The sequence below is a fragment of the Salinivibrio sp. PR932 genome, from assembly GCF_001996125.1.
Lineage (GTDB): Bacteria > Pseudomonadota > Gammaproteobacteria > Enterobacterales > Vibrionaceae > Salinivibrio > Salinivibrio proteolyticus.
On sequence record NZ_MUFM01000003.1, the window covers coordinates 75,839 to 95,763 of the forward strand.

Consider the following 19,925-nt stretch of genomic DNA (forward strand, 5'->3'; position numbering starts at 1 on the left):
AATGGCAGAACGTAAATATTTCGGTACCGATGGGGTACGTGGCAAGGTAGGTGAATTCCCAATTACCCCTGAGTTTATGCTCAAGCTTGGTTGGGCAGCAGGGCGTGTCTTGTCGCAACAAGGCACTCGTAAGGTACTGATTGGTAAGGATACCCGGATTTCAGGCTATATGCTCGAATCGGCCCTCGAGTCAGGTTTATCTGCCGCAGGTCTTGAGGCCGCATTTACCGGTCCGATGCCAACCCCTGCGATCGCATATCTGACTCAAACCTTCCGCGCTGAAGCGGGCATTGTGATCTCGGCTTCTCATAATCCGCACTACGATAATGGAATTAAATTTTTCTCGTCGGAAGGCACCAAGCTACCCGATGCGGTTGAGCTGGCTATCGAAGCTGAACTTGAAAAGCCGTTGAGCTGTGTGGAGTCCGCCGAGCTGGGTAAAGCGAGCCGTATCAATGATGCCGCGGGGCGCTACATCGAATTCTGTAAAGGCACCTTCCCCAGCGCACTAAGCCTGAGCGGGCTAAAGATTGTGCTCGATTGCGCGCATGGTGCAACCTACCATATTGCTCCTTCGGTATTCAGAGAGTTGGGGGCAGAGGTAACGACGATTGGTTGCGCCCCCAACGGCACCAACATTAACGACAAAGTTGGTGCGACAGACGTGCGTGCGTTGCAGCAGCGTGTTCTGGAAGAAAAAGCGGATCTTGGCGTTGCGTTTGACGGGGACGGCGATCGCGTGATCATGGTGGATCATCTTGGTAACAAGGTCGATGGTGATCAAATCGCCTATATCATTGCGCGTGAGAGTCTGCGTCGCGGTGAACTCAAAGGTGGTGTCGTTGGTACCCTGATGACCAACATGGGCATGGAACTGGCGCTTAAGTCGCTGGGCATTCCTTTTGCACGCGCCAAAGTCGGTGATCGCTATGTGATGGAAATGCTGCAAGAGAAAGGTTGGCGTATCGGCGCAGAGAATTCTGGCCATGTGATTGTGTTGGATAAAGTGACCACCGGAGACGGCATTGTGGCTGCATTACAAGTGTTAGCCAGTGTTGCAGCGACCGGCATGGATCTAAAAACACTGACCGACGGTATGACGCTTCTGCCGCAAGTGCTGGAAAATGTCCGTTTTAAAGGTGATGTTGACCCACTACAAAGCGAAGCCGTGCTCGCCGCGAAAGCCAACGTGGAAGAAAAGCTGGGTGAAAAAGGGCGTGTATTGCTGCGCAAATCAGGTACTGAGCCACTTATCCGTGTCATGGTTGAAGGGCCTGATGCGGAAACCGTAAAGGCTTATGCGCTTGAAATTGCAGAGGCAGTCAAAGCAAACTGTTAATAATTCATCAGCGGGTGGTTATAGAATGCGCAAACAGTGCCGAAATCAGGGTTTTTTGCATTTTTCTCTTGTTTCGGCATCAGGCTTTCGCTAGTATTCACCCGCTCCCAACGAAGGGGGCTGCGCTGGCTAAGAAGTAACACTGCCGGCTCAACAACCTGGAGCATAGGTGGAACCATGTACGAAATTCTACTTGTGATTTATCTGTTGGCCGCAATCGGTGTAATTGGCCTGGTTCTGGTTCAGCAAGGTAAAGGCGCAGATATGGGAGCCTCGTTCGGGGCTGGAGCATCAAACACAGTATTTGGCTCTGGCGGCTCTGGAAACTTTTTAACCCGAATGACAACCGGTTTTGCGATTGCATTTTTTGCCCTGAGCTTGGTGCTAGGTAACATGACAGCCCATAAGCCAAAAGCGAAAAGCGGTTTTGAAGATTTAAGTCAGCCTGCTGTAGAACAGCAAGCGACACCAACTGAGAATGAAATCCCTGTTGATAACAGCGAGATCCCTCAGTAAAAAATTTGCCGAGGTGGTGGAATTGGTAGACACGCTATCTTGAGGGGGTAGTGCCTGTATGGGCGTGCGGGTTCAAGTCCCGCTCTCGGCACCAAGGTTCTCAAAGTGCAATCACTTGCACCTTTGAAAGGAAAGGCGATATAATCATCGCCACTCGGACGCGGGATGGAGCAGTCTGGTAGCTCGTCGGGCTCATAACCCGAAGGTCGTCGGTTCAAATCCGGCTCCCGCAACCAATTTAGGTTTTGGAAGGTTAGGCTGCTGAATAGCCGAAGGTCGTCGAAGCTGAACTTCGCGATAAAATCCATCTTCCGCAACCACATTTAGTTAGCTGTTTACTCAACTGCTAAACTGAAAGACGCGTTAGCGTTCTTTTACAAAGTTACGCTAACTCGGCTAGCCAACGGCTGGCCGTTTTGCCCTCGGGGCAGTGCCAATAAAAACCATTTTTATCGGCACGGAGAGTTACTCTCTCGTTATTGCTGAAATATTTCCGAGACCAGCGATAACGGCTATACCAAAGACATGCGTCACTGGTATAGCATCAGGGTCCAGTTACATTAAACCCCGATTATCGGGGTTTTTTGTTATCTGAAAACGACCATTCGGATAGTAACTGGGCTTTTAAGCCCTTTTTTTATTTCTGGGGTTTGGAATGACAGGATTAGAGAAACAACTGACTGAACTTTTGACCGCGCCGGTTGAGGCGTTGGACTATGAGTTAGTTGGACTAGAGTTCGTTCGGGCTGGCCAACACTCAACATTGCGTATTTTTATTGACCATGAAAATGGCATTACTGTCGACGATTGCGCCGATGTAAGCCGTCAGGTTAGCGCAGTGTTGGATGTGGAAGACCCAATCACAGTGGCGTACAACCTGGAAGTGTCATCGCCAGGCGTGGATCGCCCACTGTTCACCGCTGATCATTATCAGCAATTCATCGGGCATGAAGTGAACATCGTGCTGAAAATGGCTATGCAAAACCGCCGTAAGTGGAAAGGAGAAATCCTTTCTGTCGATGGCGACACCATCACGGTTCGCGTTGACGGCCAAGATGAGGCGTTTGCCTTGAGTAATATCGCCAAAGCAAACCTGGTTCCTTCATTTTAAAAGTAAATGAGGCATTAGTAGATGAATAAAGAAATCTTGGCTGTTGTCGAAGCGGTCTCAAACGAAAAAGCCGTTCCGCGTGAGCGTATTTTTGAGGCACTGGAAACCGCACTGGCAACGGCAACCAAAAAGAAGTACGAAGCCGACATTGATGTACGTATCGCCATTGATCGCAAAACCGGTGAATTCGATACCTTCCGTCGTTGGCTCGTGGTTGACGAAGTCACATTGCCGACCCGTGAAATAACATTGGAAGCGGCGCAATACGAAGACGAAACGATTGAACTTGGTGGTTACATCGAAGATGAAATCGAGTCTGTCACTTTTGACCGTATTACCACCCAAACCGCGAAGCAGGTGATTGTACAAAAAGTACGTGAAGCTGAGCGTGCACAGGTGGTTGAGCAGTTCATGGATAACGAAGGTGAACTGGTTACCGGTGTTGTGAAAAAAGTGAACCGTGATGTGATCATCGTGGATCTGGGTAATAACGCAGAAGCTGTGATTCAGCGTGACGATCAACTACCGCGTGAAAACTTCCGTCCAGGCGACCGCGTCCGTGGTTTGCTGTATGCTGTGCGCCCAGAAGCGCGTGGCTTCCAGCTCTTCATGACACGCTCAAAGCCAGAGATGCTGATCGAGCTGTTCCGCATTGAAGTGCCGGAAATTGGCGAAGAAATGATTGAGCTGATGGGTGCGGCACGCGATCCGGGCTCACGTGCGAAGATTGCCGTGAAGACCAACGACAAACGCATTGACCCTGTCGGCGCTTGTGTCGGTATGCGTGGTGCGCGCGTCCAAGCCGTTTCAGGTGAGTTAGGCGGTGAGCGTATTGATATCGTGCTTTGGGACGATAACCCAGCACAATTTGTGATCAATGCCATGGCACCAGCCGATGTGGCCTCTATCATCGTCGATGAAGACACCCACACCATGGATATTGCTGTTGAGGCAGATAACCTAGCACAGGCGATCGGCCGCAATGGTCAAAACGTACGTTTAGCCTCACAACTGACCGGTTGGGAACTGAACGTCATGACGGTTGAAGACCTTCAGAAAAAACACCAAGAAGAAGCACAAGCCTCATTGGAGCTGTTTGTTAAACACCTCGACATCGATGAAGACTTTGCCGCGACCTTGGTTGACGAAGGTTTCACCACTCTAGAAGAAGTGGCCTACGTTCCAACGAGTGAAATGCTCGAAATTGATGGCCTAGATGAAGACACTGTCGACATTTTGCGCTCACGTGCCAAAGAAGCGTTGACCACCATCGCACTGGCACAAGAAGAGTCGCTGGAAGGCGCTGAGCCTGCTGACGATCTGTTGGCGCTAGAAGGTCTTTCTCGCGAAATGGCCTTTAAATTGGCGGCGAAAGGCGTGAAAACGCTGGAAGATCTTGCCGACCAAGGCACCGATGATCTGTTGGACATTGAAGGATTGGACGAAGTAAGTGCGGGCGAGCTCATTATGGCAGCACGTAATATTTGCTGGTTCAGCGACGAAGCGTAAAGACGGCAAAGGAGGAGCAGAATGTCAGAGGTTACAGTACATACACTGGCGAAGGAAATTGATACGCCAGTCGATCGTCTGCTGAAGCAGTTTAAAGAAGCTGGTATGCAAAAGTCAGCTGACGATCAGGTAAGCCAAGATGAAAAACAAGCCTTGTTGGCGCATCTCAAACGTGAGCACGGCGACAACGGCAATGCTCCGACGCGTCTGACGCTACAGCGCAAAAAACGCAGCACGCTGAGCGTCTCAGGAGCTGGCGGAAAGAACAAAGATGTCCAAGTTGAGGTGCGTAAGAAACGCACCTATGTGAAACGTAGCGAGCTTGAAGAGCAAAAGGTTGCGCAAGAAGCGGAAGAACGTGCCAAACGTGAAGCCGAAGAGAAAGCGCGCCAAGAAGCTGAAGAGCAAGCGAAGCGTGAAGCAGAAGCGAAAGCCAAGCGTGAAGCTGAAGAAAAAGCCAAACGCGAAGCTGAAGAGAAAGCCAAACGCGAAGCCGAAGAGAAAGCTAAGCGTGAAGCCAAACCGCAAGCGCAACCACAAAACGAGCAGTCCGAAGAGGACGCAGCGGAGACTGCTGCGGCTCGTGCTGCCGATGCGCAAGCGAAGAAAGAAGCTGATGAACTTAAGCGTCGCCAGGAAGAGGAAGCCAAGCGTAAAGCTGAAGAAGAAAGTCAGCGGCAGTTAGAAGAGGCACGCAAAATGGCAGAAGCAAACCAAGAACGCTGGTCTGAACAAGATCAAGCGCTAACCACCATGGAGGCAGCTGATCACCATACAGTTACCTCTCAGTATGCCCGCGAAGCGGAAGACGAAGCGGATCGTCGCGAAGAAAGTGCTGCACCGCGTCGTAAGAAAAAGAAAAAAGCGACTCAAGCTGAGGATAAATCACCTCGTGGCCGTCGTGGCAAAGGTGGGAAAGGCAAAGGCCGCATGGCTAAGCCAACCTCGATGCAACACGGCTTTAAAAAGCCAGCGCAAAAAGTAAACCGTGAAGTTGAAATCGGTGAAACCATCACCGTTGCCGAGTTGGCCAACAAAATGGCGGTAAAAGGCGCTGAAGTCGTTAAAACCATGATGAAAATGGGCGCGATGGCGACCATTAACCAAGTGATTGACCAAGAGACTGCACAGCTTGTTGCAGAGGAAATGGGTCACAAGGTTATCTTGCGTAAAGAAAACGAGCTGGAAGAAGCGGTACTGTCTGATCGTGACAACAATGCACCCGTTGCGCCACGTGCGCCAGTCGTTACCATCATGGGTCACGTTGACCATGGTAAAACCTCGCTGCTTGACTACATCCGTAAGGCACACGTTGCCACGGGCGAAGCGGGCGGTATTACCCAGCACATTGGTGCGTACCACGTACAAACCGACAATGGCATGATCACATTCCTGGATACCCCAGGACACGCCGCGTTTACCGCGATGCGTGCACGTGGTGCTGGTGCAACGGATATCGTTGTCTTGGTGGTTGCTGCCGACGACGGCGTAATGCCACAAACCATCGAAGCGATCCAACACGCAAAAGCGGCCGGTGTGCCTCTTATCGTGGCGGTGAACAAGATGGATAAAGAGGGTGCTAACCCTGACAACGTGAAGAACGAACTGGCACAGCATGACGTGATCCCAGAAGACTGGGGTGGTGAGAACATGTTTGTTCACGTGTCTGCGAAACAAGGCCAAAACATCGATGCGCTACTAGAAGCTATCTTGCTGCAATCAGAAGTTCTTGAACTGAAAGCGGTTAAAGATGGTATGGCGCGTGGCGTTGTGGTGGAGTCTCGCCTCGACAAAGGTCGTGGTCCAGTTGCTACCGTATTGGTTCAAGAAGGTACGCTCAAAAAAGGCGATATCGTTCTGTGTGGTCTGGAATATGGCCGTGTCCGAGCGATGCGCGATGAGAATGGCCAAGAAGTAGAAGAAGCGGGACCTTCGATTCCTGTGGAAATTCTGGGCCTATCTGGCGTGCCTGCTGCGGGTGATGAAGCCACGGTGGTACGTGACGAGAAGAAAGCGCGTGAAGTGGCGCTGTATCGTCAAGGCAAGTTCCGTGACGTTAAGCTGGCGCGTCAGCAAAAAGCCAAACTGGAAAACATGTTCTCGAACATGGAAGAAGGTGAAGTGGCTGAGCTGAACATCGTACTTAAAGCTGACGTACAAGGCTCAGTGGAAGCGATCAACGATGCACTGGTTAAGCTCTCAACTGACGAAGTAAAAGTGAAAGTTGTGGGTTCTGGTGTTGGTGGTATCACTGAAACTGACGCAGTACTTGCGGCCGCGTCTAACGCCATTATCTGTGGCTTTAACGTGCGTGCGGATGCCGCTGCGCGTAAGACCATTGAAGCGGAAAGCTTGGATCTGCGTTACTACTCTGTCATCTACACCATGATTGATGAAGTGAAACAAGCGATGAGCGGTATGCTTGCGCCTGAATTCAAACAAGAAATCATCGGTTTGGCAGAAGTGCGCGATGTCTTCAAATCACCAAAACTGGGCGCCATTGCTGGTTGTCAGGTATCTGAAGGTGTGATTAAGCGTAACAACCCAATTCGTGTCCTACGTGAAAACGTGGTTATCTACGAAGGTGAGTTGGAATCACTACGCCGCTTCAAAGATGATGTGAACGAAGTGAAGAAAGGCTACGAATGTGGTATTGGCGTGAAGAACTACAATGATGTTCGCGTTGGTGACCAAATCGAAGTTTATGAAACCGTTGAGATTCAACGTTCAATTGACTAATTGAACGCGACAATACAACGAGGTTGTTTGGATACACCGTGGGGGGAGGCGCATGCGCTTACCCCCATTTTGTTGAGAGAAAAGATTATGGGTAAAGATTTTAGCCGTACTGATCGCGTTGCGCATCAGCTGCAAAAAGAGATTGCACTGATCCTACAACGCGAAATCAAAGACCCTCGCATCGGAATGGTCACCGTATCCGATGTGCAAATTTCACGTGATCTGGCGTATGCCAAAGTCTTCGTGACCTTTTTAACCGTCGATGAGCAAGCCCCTACCGAGAGCCTAAAGGCGCTGAACGAAGCCAGTGGCTACATCCGTTCATTGGTTGGCAAAGCGATTCGTTTGCGTGTGACCCCTGAGCTGACCTTCGTGTTTGACGAGTCACTGACTGAAGGGATGCGTATCTCGAACTTGGTCAGCAAGGCAGTACGCGATGACGATGAACGTCGCGGTGATGATGAAAAAGGTGAGGAGTAACTGATGGCGCGTCGTCAACGTCGTCGAGGTCGTCCGGTGGATGGGATTATCCTACTCGATAAACCAACCGGCATGACGTCCAATGATGCTTTACAAAAAGTAAAACGTATCTTCTTTGCGGAGAAGGCTGGCCACACGGGAGCACTGGATCCACTTGCAACTGGGATGCTGCCGATCTGTTTGGGTGAGGCAACCAAGTTCTCTCAGTTTCTGCTCGACTCCGATAAACGTTATCGAGTGGTCGCCAAGCTGGGTGAGCGTACCAATACTTCAGATGCAGATGGTGAAGTGGTAGAAACCCGTGACGTCAAAGTAAACCTAGGTTTGCTTGAGCGTTGTATTGCAAAATTCCGCGGGGAAACCCAGCAGATCCCATCGATGTTTTCGGCGTTGAAATACCAAGGGAAACCTTTGTATGAATACGCGCGCCAAGGCATTGAAGTACCACGTGAAGCGCGCACCATTAAGGTCTATCAGATTGAGCTGCTGCGTTTTGAAGGTCATGAAATCGAGATGGAAGTGCATTGTTCAAAAGGCACCTACATCCGGACCATTGTTGACGATTTAGGTGAAATGCTCGGCTGTGGTGCACATGTCACGGCGCTGCGTCGTATTGGTGTATCAGGCTATCCAGCACGAAACATGGTGACCTTAGAGCAGCTTGAAAGCCTGCTTAACCAAGCGCGTGAGCAAGAGATCCAGCCAAAACAACTGCTCGATCCTTTGCTATTGCCACTTGATACGGCGGTACAAGATCTGCGCGAGATTAACCTGCTGCCCGTCGTGGCAAGTTATGCGCTACAAGGTCAAGCGGTGCAAGTGCCTAACGCTCCGACCGAAGGATATGTGCGTTTAACGGCTGGCGATGAGCGTCAGTTTATCGGTGTGGGTGAGATTGATGCTGATGGTCTGGTTGCGCCGCGCCGTTTGGTCGCGAGCCGTCAACCTGAGCCGCAAACCGCGAGCAGTGACAACGCCTAGCTACACGTTGGCGGCACGCTTAGCTAAGACATGCGCTTTCCAAGTACAGCTGGCGTGAGCGTTTACGGGCGTGCTGCGAATAAACTTGTCGCATTTTCAAGCGGTAAGGTAGCGACAGTAAGAAATTGGCGTGATAGTCGGCAATAACATTGCGATACCCAGCTAAAACGGGTAGAATTCGCGCCTTCGGGCACTGGCTGAATCAGAGATTGGCTAGTGCATGATAATCACACACTCTTATTAGGAGAGCATTATGTCTCTGACTGCAGAAGCAAAAGCTAAAATCGTTGCTGATTTTGGTAAAACTGAGAACGATACTGGTTCACCAGAAGTTCAAATCGCCCTGTTGACTGCATCTATCAACGATCTGCAATCGCACTTCGCTGAGCACAAAGGTGACCACCACAGCCGTCGTGGCCTGCTACGCATGGTTTCACGTCGTCGTAAGCTGCTGGACTACCTGAAAAAGAACAATGTTGACCGCTACTTGGACGTTATCAAGCGTCTAGGCATCCGTCGCTAAGATTCTGGAGAAAAGGGAGCTCAGGCTCCCTTTTCTTTTGCGATAAAAAACGCGCCATCGGAGTTTTATCCGTGGCGCGTTTTGTCGTTATAGGGTTCAGTCAATGCGGGGAGCGGCACGCTGCTGACGCGTTATTCCTGACGAAGCGCTTTCGCCGCTGCAACCATATTTTCTAATGCCGGGATCACCTCATCCCATTGGCGGGTTTTTAGGCCGCAATCTGGGTTTACCCACAACCTTTCTTCCGGAATACGGGCGGCAGCCTTTTTCATTAACGCAATGATTTGTGCCTGACTGGGAATGTTTGGCGAGTGAATGTCATACACACCAGGACCAATATCATTGGGATAGTCAAAATGATCAAATGCATCCAACAGTTCCATATCCGAGCGTGAGGTTTCAATGGTGATCACGTCGGCGTCCATGTCAGCAATCGATGCGATGATATCGTTAAACTCGGAATAACACATATGGGTATGGATTTGCGTCTCGTCACTCACGCCATTGGCGGCAATTTTAAACGCGTTGATGGCCCAATCGAGGTAGTGTTGCCACTCACTGCGGCGCAGAGGTAAGCCTTCACGGAGTGCCGCTTCATCTATTTGAATGATTTTAGTGCCGGCTTTCTCAAGATCTTGCACCTCTTGGCGGATCGCCAGTGCCAGTTGGTTACAGGTCTGAGATCGTGGCTGATCATCACGCACAAATGACCAATTAAGAATGGTGACCGGTCCAGTGAGCATGCCTTTCAGCGGCTTATCAGTCAGAGACTGAGCGTACTGGGTCCACTCCACTGTCATTGCTTTCGGGCGCTCAATATCCCCAAATAAAATCGGCGGCTTCACACAGCGAGAACCATACGATTGTACCCAGCCAAACTGACTGAATACATACCCATCCAGCTGTTCGCCAAAGTACTCCACCATATCGTTACGTTCAGCTTCACCGTGAACCAAGACATCGAGCCCTAACGCTTCTTGCTTTTCCACCGCATGGGCGATCTCTTTGCGCATAATGTCTTGATAAGTGGCGGCATCAATGTCGCCCTTCTTGTATTGCAAGCGTGTTTGGCGAATGGCACTGGTTTGTGGAAATGACCCTATGGTGGTGGTCGGGAAGCGCGGCAGTTTAAGCTGCTCGTGTTGCACGCGAATACGTTCGGCAAATGGACGTTGCCGTGTTCCTAACTGCGGTGTGATTGCTGCCAATGCGGCTTGCACCTTAGGGTTGTGTACGCGCGGTGATTGCTGACGGCTTTCGATTGCTTCACGATTATTGTCCAGCGCTGACTGAACGGTCTGACGGCCGTGATTAAGGGCGCGAGCGAGTACATCCAGCTCCTCGAGTTTTTGATGGGCAAAGGCAAGCCAGTTTTTTACTTCAGGATCGAGCTTTTGTTCGCTCGCCAAATCGACTGGCACGTGCAGCAAAGAGCAAGAGGGTGCGAGCCAGAGGCGATCCCCCAAAGATTGATGAATCGGTTCGAGCCACTCTAACGTAGCATCAAGGTTAGTTTTCCAAACATTACGACCATTAATCACACCCAGAGACAGAACGTGTTGATCGCTAAGCGCTTCACGGTATGCATCCACATCCCTTCGGCCACGAATAGCATCCAAGTGCCAGCCGTCAACGGGCAACGATTGCGCTAATGGACGATTTTCAGCTTGCTCGCCGAAGTAGCTCGCCAGCAATAACTTGACCTTAGTTTGGCTTAATGCACGATACGCGGTTTTTAGCGCCGTCTGCCATTCAGGCGCGAGCTCCGTGACCAAGATCGGCTCATCGATTTGGACCCACTCAATGCCTTTTTCTGCCAGTTTGCTCAGTAAGGTTTGATATACGGGTAAGAGCTTATCGAGCAGATCTAGCTTGTTAGAGGCATCTTTTTCCTTACCTAGCCACAGATACGTGACGGGACCGACTAAAACCGGTTTGGCCTGAACACCAGCTTGTTTGGCTTCTTCTATTTGCGTCAATAGATTTTCAGCATGAAGACTAAACGTTGTTTGCGCGGTAAATTCTGGCACGATGTAGTGATAGTTAGTGTCAAACCACTTAGTCATCTCACCGGCGTGCACGCACTGGCAAGCACTATCGTTTGCTGAGCGACCGCGAGCGACGCGGAAGTAGTTGTCAAGGTCGTTGTCTTGGTGCGAGGCAACACGTTCAGGCACATTGCCGACTAAAAAGCTGGTGTCGAGTACATGATCATAAAATGAAAAGTCGCCAACGGGAGCGATGTCGAGTTCACTTTGTTGTTGCCAGTGACTGCGGCGCAGATCTTTCGCAAGATCGGTTAAGTCTTGTTGTGATGATTCGCCACGCCAGTAACGCTCGAGTGCAAATTTAAGTTCACGCTGTGCGCCGATACGTGGAAAGCCGAGATTATGAGTTTTAGCCATCTATACGTCCTCCTTTTCGATTGAAATCAGCATAGGGCTTTCTCGTTATGAACTAAAATGGCATTATTTCATCAATCAATGAATTTTGGTCATGGAAAAGACATGTTAGAACGTCACCACCTTCATATTCTGCGTGCCATCAAAGAGCAAGGGTCGCTTACCGCAGCCGCAGAGAGGCTATACCTCACTCAATCCGCGATCAGCCACGCAATGAAAAAACTGGAAAGCCAGCTCGGGATTCGCTTGTGGCAAAAGTCGGGGCGACAGCTTCATTTTACGCAAGCAGGTGAGTACTTGCTTACACTGTCTGAGCGTATGCTTCCTCAGTTCGAACACGCTGAACAGCAACTTAAACAATTTGCACAAGGCCAGCGTGGCACACTGCGCATTGGTATGGAGTGTCATCCTTGTTATCAGTGGTTGCTTAAGGTGGTTGAGCCTTTCTTGCATCAATGGCCGGATGTGGATGTTGACGTTAAACAAAAGTTCCAATTTGGTGGTTTGGGCGCATTATTTGGCCATGAGATTGATGTACTCGTCACGCCCGATCCTTTGCTCAAGCCAGGTATAGAGTACGTATCCGTATTCGATTATGAACTCGTGCTGGTTACTCATCGCCAAAGTGCTCTGGCAGCGTTTGACTACGTTGAGCCCCATCAAGTGACGCAAGACGTCCTGATCACCTACCCAGTCGATCAATCGCGTTTAGATGTCTTTACCCAGTTCTTGGCGCCGGCGCACTGTGCCCCACGCAAACACAAAACGATTGAAACCACAGATATCATGCTGCAAATGGTTGCCGCAGGGCGAGGGATTGCGGCTTTGCCCAAATGGCTGGCACAAGAATACCAGCAGCGACTCAACCTTCATATTCTTCGTATGGGCGAACAAGGTATTCACAAGGCCATTCATCTTGGGATGCGAGAAGAAAAACGGGATGATTACATTGATGATTTTATCGTCAAGGCGCGTGATATATCGCTAGAACATTGCGAGTAAGTAAGCTTTATACAAGGTCGATTATCATACTGTTCTAGCGACACATTCGCTCGATCTCATAAGACATGTTCTCCCTTGCCTATTTGTCTCATTTTTGAGCCGTATGGGTCGCACATTTCTGGTTAAAATCGCTTTTATCTATGTCTATATACTTAGATAATCTGAGGTAATAGATATTTTGAATGCGTCTCACACTTTTATCGGTTAAAGAGTCTCGTACTATGAAATCAATCTCGCTCTCTCGCAACGTTACAATCGACACAATTCAAGGCAGTGGCCGTGTTTTAGTCAATGGTGAACTGACCACACTCAGCGAAGGGGCTACGCTCCCGTCGGGAACCCAGCTTGGCTTGCCGGATAGCAGTGATACTGTTATCACCTTGAGTGACGGGACACAGCTTATGATTGAACCGCAGAGTGAATCGTCGGACTCTCTTTTTGACGCATTACCACAAGACGTCCAAGACGAAATCGCAGACATTCAGCAGCAAATCCTTGACGGTGAAGGCGAGATCACCATTCAAGAAGATCAGGCGACGGCTGCGGGGCAAGACGCGACCGGAAGTGGCTCGTGGAGCTATGTGAACATTGCGCGTGATGGAAGCGAGACCATCGCAAGCTCTGGATTTGACTCTGACTCGATTGCTAACAACGCAGGCGCGATTGGCACTAACCAAGAAGACGGCTTTGGACGCTTCGTTGATGCAACGGCACCCAACGCGCCAGGTGTGACCATCCTCAATGACGCAAACAATGATGGTGTGATTAGCAGCCAAGAAATTGGCGACGGTATTCGTGTATCTATCGATCTAACGGGCACTAACGCTAATCCGGGCGATGTGTTAACGGTGAATGGACAAGCCTTCACCCTGACAGACGACAATATTACCGACGGCTCTGTCGTCGTGACCCTCCCTGATACTCCCGCAGACGGTGAACCCCTCACCGTAGACGCCACCATTACCGATACCTCCGGTAACACCTCCGCACCGGGCAGTGATAGTGCAACAATTGATACCAGCGCAGACGCCGGCATAGTAAGCGTAGATAACATCACCAGCGATGACGTGATCAACGCGCGAGAAGCAGGCGGGCCCATAACGGTGACCGGTACGGCGACAGGTGGCGACATCAGCGAAGGCGATGTGGTGACCATGACCATCAATGGTACCGAGTACAGCACCACCGTGGATGGTAGTGGCAACTGGACAGTGGATGTGGCGGGCAGCGACCTGGCGGCGGATACCGAGTTCGAGGTGATTGTGAGCTCGACAGATGACGCGGGCAATACGGTAGAAAGCACTGGCTCATCAGAGCATACGGTTGATACGGCGGCCCCAGGCGAAGGTGGCGATAGCAGCAACAGCATCGCGTTCGACGATGCCGATGACCTGATCAACGAGAGCGAACAAACCTCCGTGACCTTCAGCGGCACGGTGGAAGACGGTGCGGCGATAGACAGCATCGTGATCAGCGACGGCGACGCCAACACGGCCGACATCACCGTGGATGCGAACGACATCAGCGTGGATGGTGATGGCAACGTGACCGTCATAGGCCAAGACGTGAGCAGCCTGGCCGATGGCGAGCTGACGGTGACCATGACGGTGACCGATGAAGCCGGAAACCAGGGCAGCGTGACGGATGTAGTTACGCTGGACACCGAGTACGGCGAAGACGGCGACGATGATGGCGATGGCATCACGCCGGCAAGTGTGAGCATCACGGACAGCACAGCTGACGACAATGATGATGAAATCACGGGCGACGAAACCGCGACCATCAGTGGCACCATAGGCGAAGGTGGCGCGAGCCTAGACAGCTTGGTCATCAGCGACGGCACCAACAGCATCACCATCAATGTGGGCGATGTCACTGTGGACGCAAACGGCAACTACACCGTGACCGGCGTAGACGTGAGCGACCTGGCGGATGGCGAGTTGACCGTGACCGCGGTCAGCACCGACGTGGACGGTAACCAGGCCGAGAAGACAGACACGGTCGGGAAAGACACCGAGTACGGCGAAGACGGCGACGATGATGGCGATACCATCACGGCACCAAGCGTGCTCATCACCGACAGCACAGCTGACGACGGTGATGATGAAATCACGGGCGACGAAACCGCGACCATCATGGTGAACTTCGGCGAGGGCGTGAGCTCAGGCTCAGCGCAAGTGGTCATCAGCGATAGCGATGCAGATAACGACGCGACAGTGACGTTAGACGTTACCTTGAATGCGGATGGCACGCTGACGTATGACGGCAGCACGATCGAGGCAGATGCAGACGGCAACTACACCATCACAGGTGTGGACGTCAGCGGCCTGTCGAATGGCACCGTAACGGCGAACGCGACGTTCACTGACCAAGATGGCAACGTAGAGACCGCAGACGACACGGTTGCGAAAGATACCACTTACGGCGAAGACGGCGACGATGATGGCGATACCATCACGGCACCAAGCGTGCTCATCACCGACAGCACAGCTGACGACGGTGATGATGAAATCACGGGCGACGAAACCGCGAACATCAGCGGCAACATCGGTGAAACCGACGCAGCGACTGTGGATCTGGTACTGACCGACAGTGCAGGCAATAAGCTTGAGTGGTCAAACGTCAGCGTGGACAGCGATGGCAACTTCACGCTTGAAAACGTGGACGTGAGCAGCCTGAAAGATGGCACCTTGACTGTGGACGCGACGTTCACCGACCAAGATGGCAACGTAGAGACCGCAGCCGACACGGTTGCGAAAGACACCAATGTCTCCAAACCGACCATCGATCTGGTTGCGTCGAGCGACAGCGGCGACAGCGCCACAGACAACCTGACCAACGATACGACGCCGACGTTCGCACTGGGCAATATCGACAGTGATGCTGTGAGAGTGGAAGTGTTCCTCGGCAGCACGTCACTGGGCTTTGCTGGAAAAGATTCAAACGATAACTGGATGTTTACGCCTCAGAAGTTGCTCTCTGCGGGTGCGTATAACTTTACGGTGCAGGTGACGGACAGTGCAGGTAATAGTGACATATCCGATGGGCTACAGGTCACAATTGATACATCAGCTTCAGCGACGATCACAATTGATACGATAGCGGATGATGACGTTGTTAACGAGCAAGAAGCCTCTGGCGACGTGACAGTGACTGGCGCTGTAGGCGGCGATGCGAAACCGGGTGATACGGTGACATTGACGCTGCAAGCCGCCGGAGATGATGTGACAACATACACAGGTATCGTCAAAGATGATGGTACTTATAGCATCAATGTCCCGGGGAGTGCGTTGGTATCGGATGCAGACAGCGCGATTGTTGCGAGTGTGACTGGCACCGATAAGGCGGGCAACCCGTTCACGGCGACGACAAGTCCGAGTGGTGAGAATAAAGATGGCGACTACGAGGTTGATATTGTTGCCCCCAACCCTCCAATCATCACCAATATTACTGATGACTCAGCGGGTAGTGATTACAGCGACGTCACTATGCACGGTACGGGTGAACCTGGAGCAACCATTTCGATTTATTTCGAAGGCGAGAGTGGAACGCCTCTTGTCCAGGCAACCGTGGATACAGACGGTTCGTGGACTGTTGCTCTAGAGGACATTGCCAGTATTGGCATTAACGAAAATGTTCGTCTAGAGGCAGTACAAAGTGATGCTGCCGGTAATCAAAGTGAACCGTCGGATGCAGTGCATTACTGGCACGGTAGTTGGGCGAATGCAAATACCGAAGCAGGAGATGATTATGTCCTAACCGGTGAAGGTAACGATACGGTCAATATCATTACCGATGATGCGAACGATCAATTGGTGATTGATGGTGGGGCGGGTACTGATAAAGCTGTGTTCAATACTCGTGTTGATCATTTGTCTTTTAGTAAAGACAGCAATGGTTATCTCATCGTCGAAAACAGTGATACCGGAGATCGTATCGAGCTGCGTGATTTTGAGACAATCAATATTGATGGTGATGAAAAACATATTGATGAACTCTTTACGCCAACAGTGACTATTAGTGAAGACGCTAACGATGATGGCGTTATCACTGCTAATGAGCTGAATGGTGACGTTGATGTGATTGTCGGTCTGCCTCTTGGGGCCTCTGTGGGCGACACCATCCGTGTCAGCGATGGCACCACGACCAACGAGATCGTGTTGGCCGAGGCCGACATCGACAACGGCCGCGTAGCAACCTCGTTCGATGCGCCAGGGGAAGGTGAAACCTTCACTGTGACTGCAGAGCTGGAAGATCAGGACGGCAATACATCAGAACCAGGCAGCGACAACGCGACCGTCGATACGGTGTTCATCAATGACGGTGAGTACGCGCCAGCAGTGAGCATCGTGGATGACGCGAACGACGATGGCGTGATCAACAAAGACGAGCTGGGTAACGACAACGTTCAGGTGAGCGTATCGGTGAACGGTGAAGAGCTTGCGAAAGGCGGTTCAGTGAACCTGACCATCAGCAATGGTGGCGTTGAGAGCACAGTGACGTTGAGCCTGAACGACGAAGGCAAGCTGGTCGATGCGGCTGGCACAGAATACACGTACGAGAATGGCACCATCACCTGGACAGAAACCGTGGCCGAGGGCGAGAGCATCAAAGTGGATGCGACGCAGACCGACCGCTACGGCAACGTGTCGAAGGAAGGCAGCGACAACGCGACCGTCGATACTCAGTATGGTGGTGAAGATGGCGAAGATCCTAGTGATATACGTTTACCTAATATTGTCATCACGGACAGCACAGCTAACGACAATGATGATGTGATCACAAATTCAGAGACGGCTGAAATAACAATCGATTTTGGTGAAGGGGTAACGGCTGGAAGCAGTACGATTGTCTTGCGAGATAGTTCAGGCAATGATCCAGATGTTGAACTGCAACTGGTCTGGGATAATAACGGTCCACGTATTAACGTCATCAGTGGAGAGCTTGACGCAAATGCGCTTACTCTTTCTGGACAGAATGGCCTGTTTACCATCAGTGGTATTGATGTCAGTAATCTGCAAGATGGCGGCATTGACGCGTTTGCATCATTTATCGACCAAGATGGTAACGTCGCCACGAATGTAAACGGTGGTCAATGGTTCGATGATTCAGTTGTGAAAAGTTTCGCGCCTGTGATTACCATTGGCTCGGGTGTCAACGTGTCCGAAGAGGGGCTGGAAGGTGGGAACGCCGACAGTTCTCCAACGGGTTCCGATACGACCAATAGCACATCGGTGTCGGGCGAGTTCGCTGTGACGGGAGGCGTGGGTAATGTGACCGTCGCACTTGCCGGCGGCAGCGGTTTGACCTCTAACGGTGAAGCGGTAGCTTGGACATGGGATGCATCTACAAATCGCTTAATCGGGTATACGAGCACCACAAACCCTGTTGTTTCTATTGCGCTCAATGAGCCTACTCCCGGAAACGAAGTATGGACTTATGACGTTGAGTTGCATGGATCGCTCGATCATTCAGACCCAGAGACAGAAGATACACTCGCGCTTCCTATCAATGTTGTTGTGAGTGATGACAACCATACGGGCTTGAGTAAGCCGTTGAGTGTCACTATTGAGGATGATAGCCCTGAAACGACAGCGGCAGAGGCTATTCCTGTCGAGTTGCAAGACATCCCAGATGTACTTACTGGCAAAGTCTCGTTTACTGGGCAAAGTTCGGGAGATAGTGTCACCTTTGGTGATGTTACGGTGACCGCGCTCGGGTTTGCGAATGATTACAACACACAACTTGAATACGATAAGGTGAATCTATCGTCTGATGGTATCGGTGTTGATAGCGGGTCTTCGCCTACTCCTTGGCCATGGCCAAGTAATCCTGACGAACACGGTCATCCGTTGTCCAATGAGATCGAATATCGCATCACGGAAACAGGCCAAGGTGTGTCTGAGCAGCTCATTTTCTCATTAAATGGCAAAGTGGCTTACGGCGCTCAAATTGAGTTCTCAAAAATGTATGGCGGAGAGCTCGAGTCAGGCATTGTGCGCTTCTATCGTGATGGGCAGCTTATTGCTGAAAAGGCATTCACCTCCGATGAAGCCAGTGGTGACTATGCGAAGAACTTTGATATTCAGGAAGGTGGCTTTGACCAAATTACTATTGAGGCCACTGACAATGGAAACCGAAATGGCCCAGATAATAGTGACCTAACCGTCAAGTCAATAACTTTCACAGGCGCATCTGATCAACAAGCGATTGCTATTGCTGATGGCACATTGCAATACCATGCTGGCGCCGATGGACTCGGCTCGCTCAAGCTCACAGGTGTTGAGGATGGATTGCGCACCGCTGAAGGGTTAGCTATTACAACCCGTTTTGATGGCAATAATCGCCTCATCGCTACTGATGAAAACGGAGCATTGGTCTTTGAAGTTCAGTTGACCCCTGCGACAGGTAAATGGGAGTTCTATCAATATCAAGTCGTACAAACGCCAGAAGGTGATGCCGATATCGACTTCTCATACCAGGTTACGGATGGCGATGGTGATTCGGCAACGGGTGAATTTTCTGTTCAGCCAGCAAACGTGCCTGAGCCCCAAAATCATTCGATAGAAACCGGTAATGGTGTCGATCAAATTGATATGTTGCAGAGTGCAGACAGTGGCTGGTTAGCACTGAATGTCGGTTTAAGTGGGTCTGAAAAAGTCGTCATTAACGACGAAAGTTTTACTATTGGTGGACCTGAGAATCATCGGATGTCAGAGTTTGTCTCTGACTGGCGGGTGACGGATAATCATGTCATTGATGCAGGAGGTGGCAATGATGATATCCGTGGTGGTGAAGGTGACGATGTCCTAATCGGTGGTCGTGGCAGCGATATGCTGACCGGCTCTGATGGCGCGGATACTTTCTCTTGGTCGATGGCCGATGTGAACTCACAAAATGGTCATGAATATACCGACACGGTCAGTGACTTCTCGGCAGAAGATACCTTAAACCTGAATGACTTGTTCAAAGGTGATTCTGTTAACGGCGAGTTCAGTCGTTTTAGTGTTACGGTCAGTGATGATAACGACAATGACGGTAAAGTCGATGTAACGTTGAAGTTCGATTATCACAACAGGCAAGATGCTGATCAGACCATTGAGCTGAGCAATGTCAAAATGGAAGGAGGAACGGTCGTGATCAACACGCTGATTGATGGCGAAAGAGGGGCATTAACGATCGATAAGCATAGCGATGGTTCAATCTCAGTAACGTCAAATCATGATGCACTGGATGATATTCGGATCGATACCGACTGGTAATCCCTACCAGGCAGCGGCTATCATGTCGCTGCCTGCTCATTTTCGGTCAAAAGAGAGACGT

At 50.9% G+C, this 19,925-nt stretch carries 11 protein-coding genes and 2 tRNA genes; 12 read left to right on the forward strand and 1 reads right to left on the reverse strand.

Going from position 1 to position 19,925, the window contains the following annotated elements; translation table 11 throughout:
* Position 1 precedes the first annotated feature (1 nt).
* From glmM to rpsO, 10 genes are all read left to right on the forward strand, one after another.
* On the forward strand, positions 2 to 1,339 hold the full coding sequence (glmM, locus tag BZG84_RS02000) for a phosphoglucosamine mutase (RefSeq protein ID WP_069589906.1): 1,338 nt from the start codon (positions 2 to 4) through the stop codon (positions 1,337 to 1,339).
* 177 nt (positions 1,340 to 1,516) lie between these two features.
* Complete coding sequence (gene secG / locus BZG84_RS02005) at positions 1,517 to 1,855, forward strand: preprotein translocase subunit SecG (RefSeq protein ID WP_077480633.1); 339 nt, start codon at positions 1,517 to 1,519, stop codon at positions 1,853 to 1,855.
* A 7-nt stretch (positions 1,856 to 1,862) separates the two neighbouring features.
* Positions 1,863 to 1,949: transfer RNA gene (locus BZG84_RS02010), tRNA-Leu, on the forward strand.
* Between the two features lie 65 nt (positions 1,950 to 2,014).
* Positions 2,015 to 2,091 (forward strand) — tRNA-Met (locus tag BZG84_RS02015).
* A gap of 419 nt (positions 2,092 to 2,510) precedes the next feature.
* The gene (gene rimP / locus BZG84_RS02020; protein WP_069589909.1) at positions 2,511 to 2,966 is read left to right on the forward strand and encodes a ribosome maturation factor RimP; all 456 of its coding nucleotides are present in this window, start codon (positions 2,511 to 2,513) and stop codon (positions 2,964 to 2,966) included.
* A gap of 21 nt (positions 2,967 to 2,987) precedes the next feature.
* A complete protein-coding gene (nusA, locus tag BZG84_RS02025; protein WP_069589911.1) occupies positions 2,988 to 4,475 on the forward strand; it encodes a transcription termination factor NusA in 1,488 nt (495 codons plus the stop codon).
* 21 nt (positions 4,476 to 4,496) lie between these two features.
* Positions 4,497 to 7,214, forward strand: coding sequence for a translation initiation factor IF-2 (gene infB, locus BZG84_RS02030; RefSeq protein ID WP_077480629.1), 2,718 nt, complete (start codon positions 4,497 to 4,499; stop codon positions 7,212 to 7,214).
* Positions 7,215 to 7,301: 87 nt separating this feature from the next.
* Entirely contained in the window at positions 7,302 to 7,694 is a 393-nt protein-coding gene (rbfA, locus tag BZG84_RS02035) for a 30S ribosome-binding factor RbfA (RefSeq protein WP_069589913.1), read from the forward strand.
* A 3-nt stretch (positions 7,695 to 7,697) separates the two neighbouring features.
* Positions 7,698 to 8,675, forward strand: coding sequence for a tRNA pseudouridine(55) synthase TruB (gene truB / locus BZG84_RS02040; protein WP_069589915.1), 978 nt, complete (start codon positions 7,698 to 7,700; stop codon positions 8,673 to 8,675).
* Between the two features lie 253 nt (positions 8,676 to 8,928).
* The gene (gene rpsO / locus BZG84_RS02045) at positions 8,929 to 9,198 is read left to right on the forward strand and encodes a 30S ribosomal protein S15 (RefSeq protein ID WP_069589916.1); all 270 of its coding nucleotides are present in this window, start codon (positions 8,929 to 8,931) and stop codon (positions 9,196 to 9,198) included.
* Positions 9,199 to 9,329: 131 nt separating this feature from the next.
* Here the strand turns inward: rpsO and metE are convergent, their stop codons facing one another.
* Positions 9,330 to 11,603, reverse strand: a complete 2,274-nt coding sequence (gene metE / locus BZG84_RS02050; protein WP_077480627.1) for a 5-methyltetrahydropteroyltriglutamate--homocysteine S-methyltransferase — start codon at positions 11,601 to 11,603, stop codon at positions 9,330 to 9,332.
* 102 nt (positions 11,604 to 11,705) lie between these two features.
* Between metE and BZG84_RS02055 the strand changes: the two genes are divergently transcribed.
* Complete coding sequence (locus tag BZG84_RS02055) at positions 11,706 to 12,602, forward strand: LysR family transcriptional regulator (protein ID WP_077480643.1); 897 nt, start codon at positions 11,706 to 11,708, stop codon at positions 12,600 to 12,602.
* 221 nt (positions 12,603 to 12,823) lie between these two features.
* On the forward strand, positions 12,824 to 19,864 hold the full coding sequence (locus tag BZG84_RS02060; RefSeq protein WP_198536704.1) for an Ig-like domain-containing protein: 7,041 nt from the start codon (positions 12,824 to 12,826) through the stop codon (positions 19,862 to 19,864).
* Positions 19,865 to 19,925: the final 61 nt, after the last annotated feature.

Bases quoted from the DNA above. Each gene is read 5' to 3' on its own strand.
- secG (WP_077480633.1), top strand. From the start codon at position 1,517: ATGTACGAAATTCTACTTGTGATTTATCTGTTGGCCGCAATCGGTGTA.
- metE (WP_077480627.1), bottom strand. From the start codon at position 11,603: ATGGCTAAAACTCATAATCTCGGCTTTCCACGTATCGGCGCACAGCGT.
- rimP (WP_069589909.1), top strand. From the start codon at position 2,511: ATGACAGGATTAGAGAAACAACTGACTGAACTTTTGACCGCGCCGGTT.
- infB (WP_077480629.1), top strand. From the start codon at position 4,497: ATGTCAGAGGTTACAGTACATACACTGGCGAAGGAAATTGATACGCCA.
- rpsO (WP_069589916.1), top strand. From the start codon at position 8,929: ATGTCTCTGACTGCAGAAGCAAAAGCTAAAATCGTTGCTGATTTTGGT.
- BZG84_RS02055 (WP_077480643.1), top strand. From the start codon at position 11,706: ATGTTAGAACGTCACCACCTTCATATTCTGCGTGCCATCAAAGAGCAA.
- rbfA (WP_069589913.1), top strand. From the start codon at position 7,302: ATGGGTAAAGATTTTAGCCGTACTGATCGCGTTGCGCATCAGCTGCAA.
- BZG84_RS02060 (WP_198536704.1), top strand. From the start codon at position 12,824: ATGAAATCAATCTCGCTCTCTCGCAACGTTACAATCGACACAATTCAA.
- truB (WP_069589915.1), top strand. From the start codon at position 7,698: ATGGCGCGTCGTCAACGTCGTCGAGGTCGTCCGGTGGATGGGATTATC.
- glmM (WP_069589906.1), top strand. From the start codon at position 2: ATGGCAGAACGTAAATATTTCGGTACCGATGGGGTACGTGGCAAGGTA.
- nusA (WP_069589911.1), top strand. From the start codon at position 2,988: ATGAATAAAGAAATCTTGGCTGTTGTCGAAGCGGTCTCAAACGAAAAA.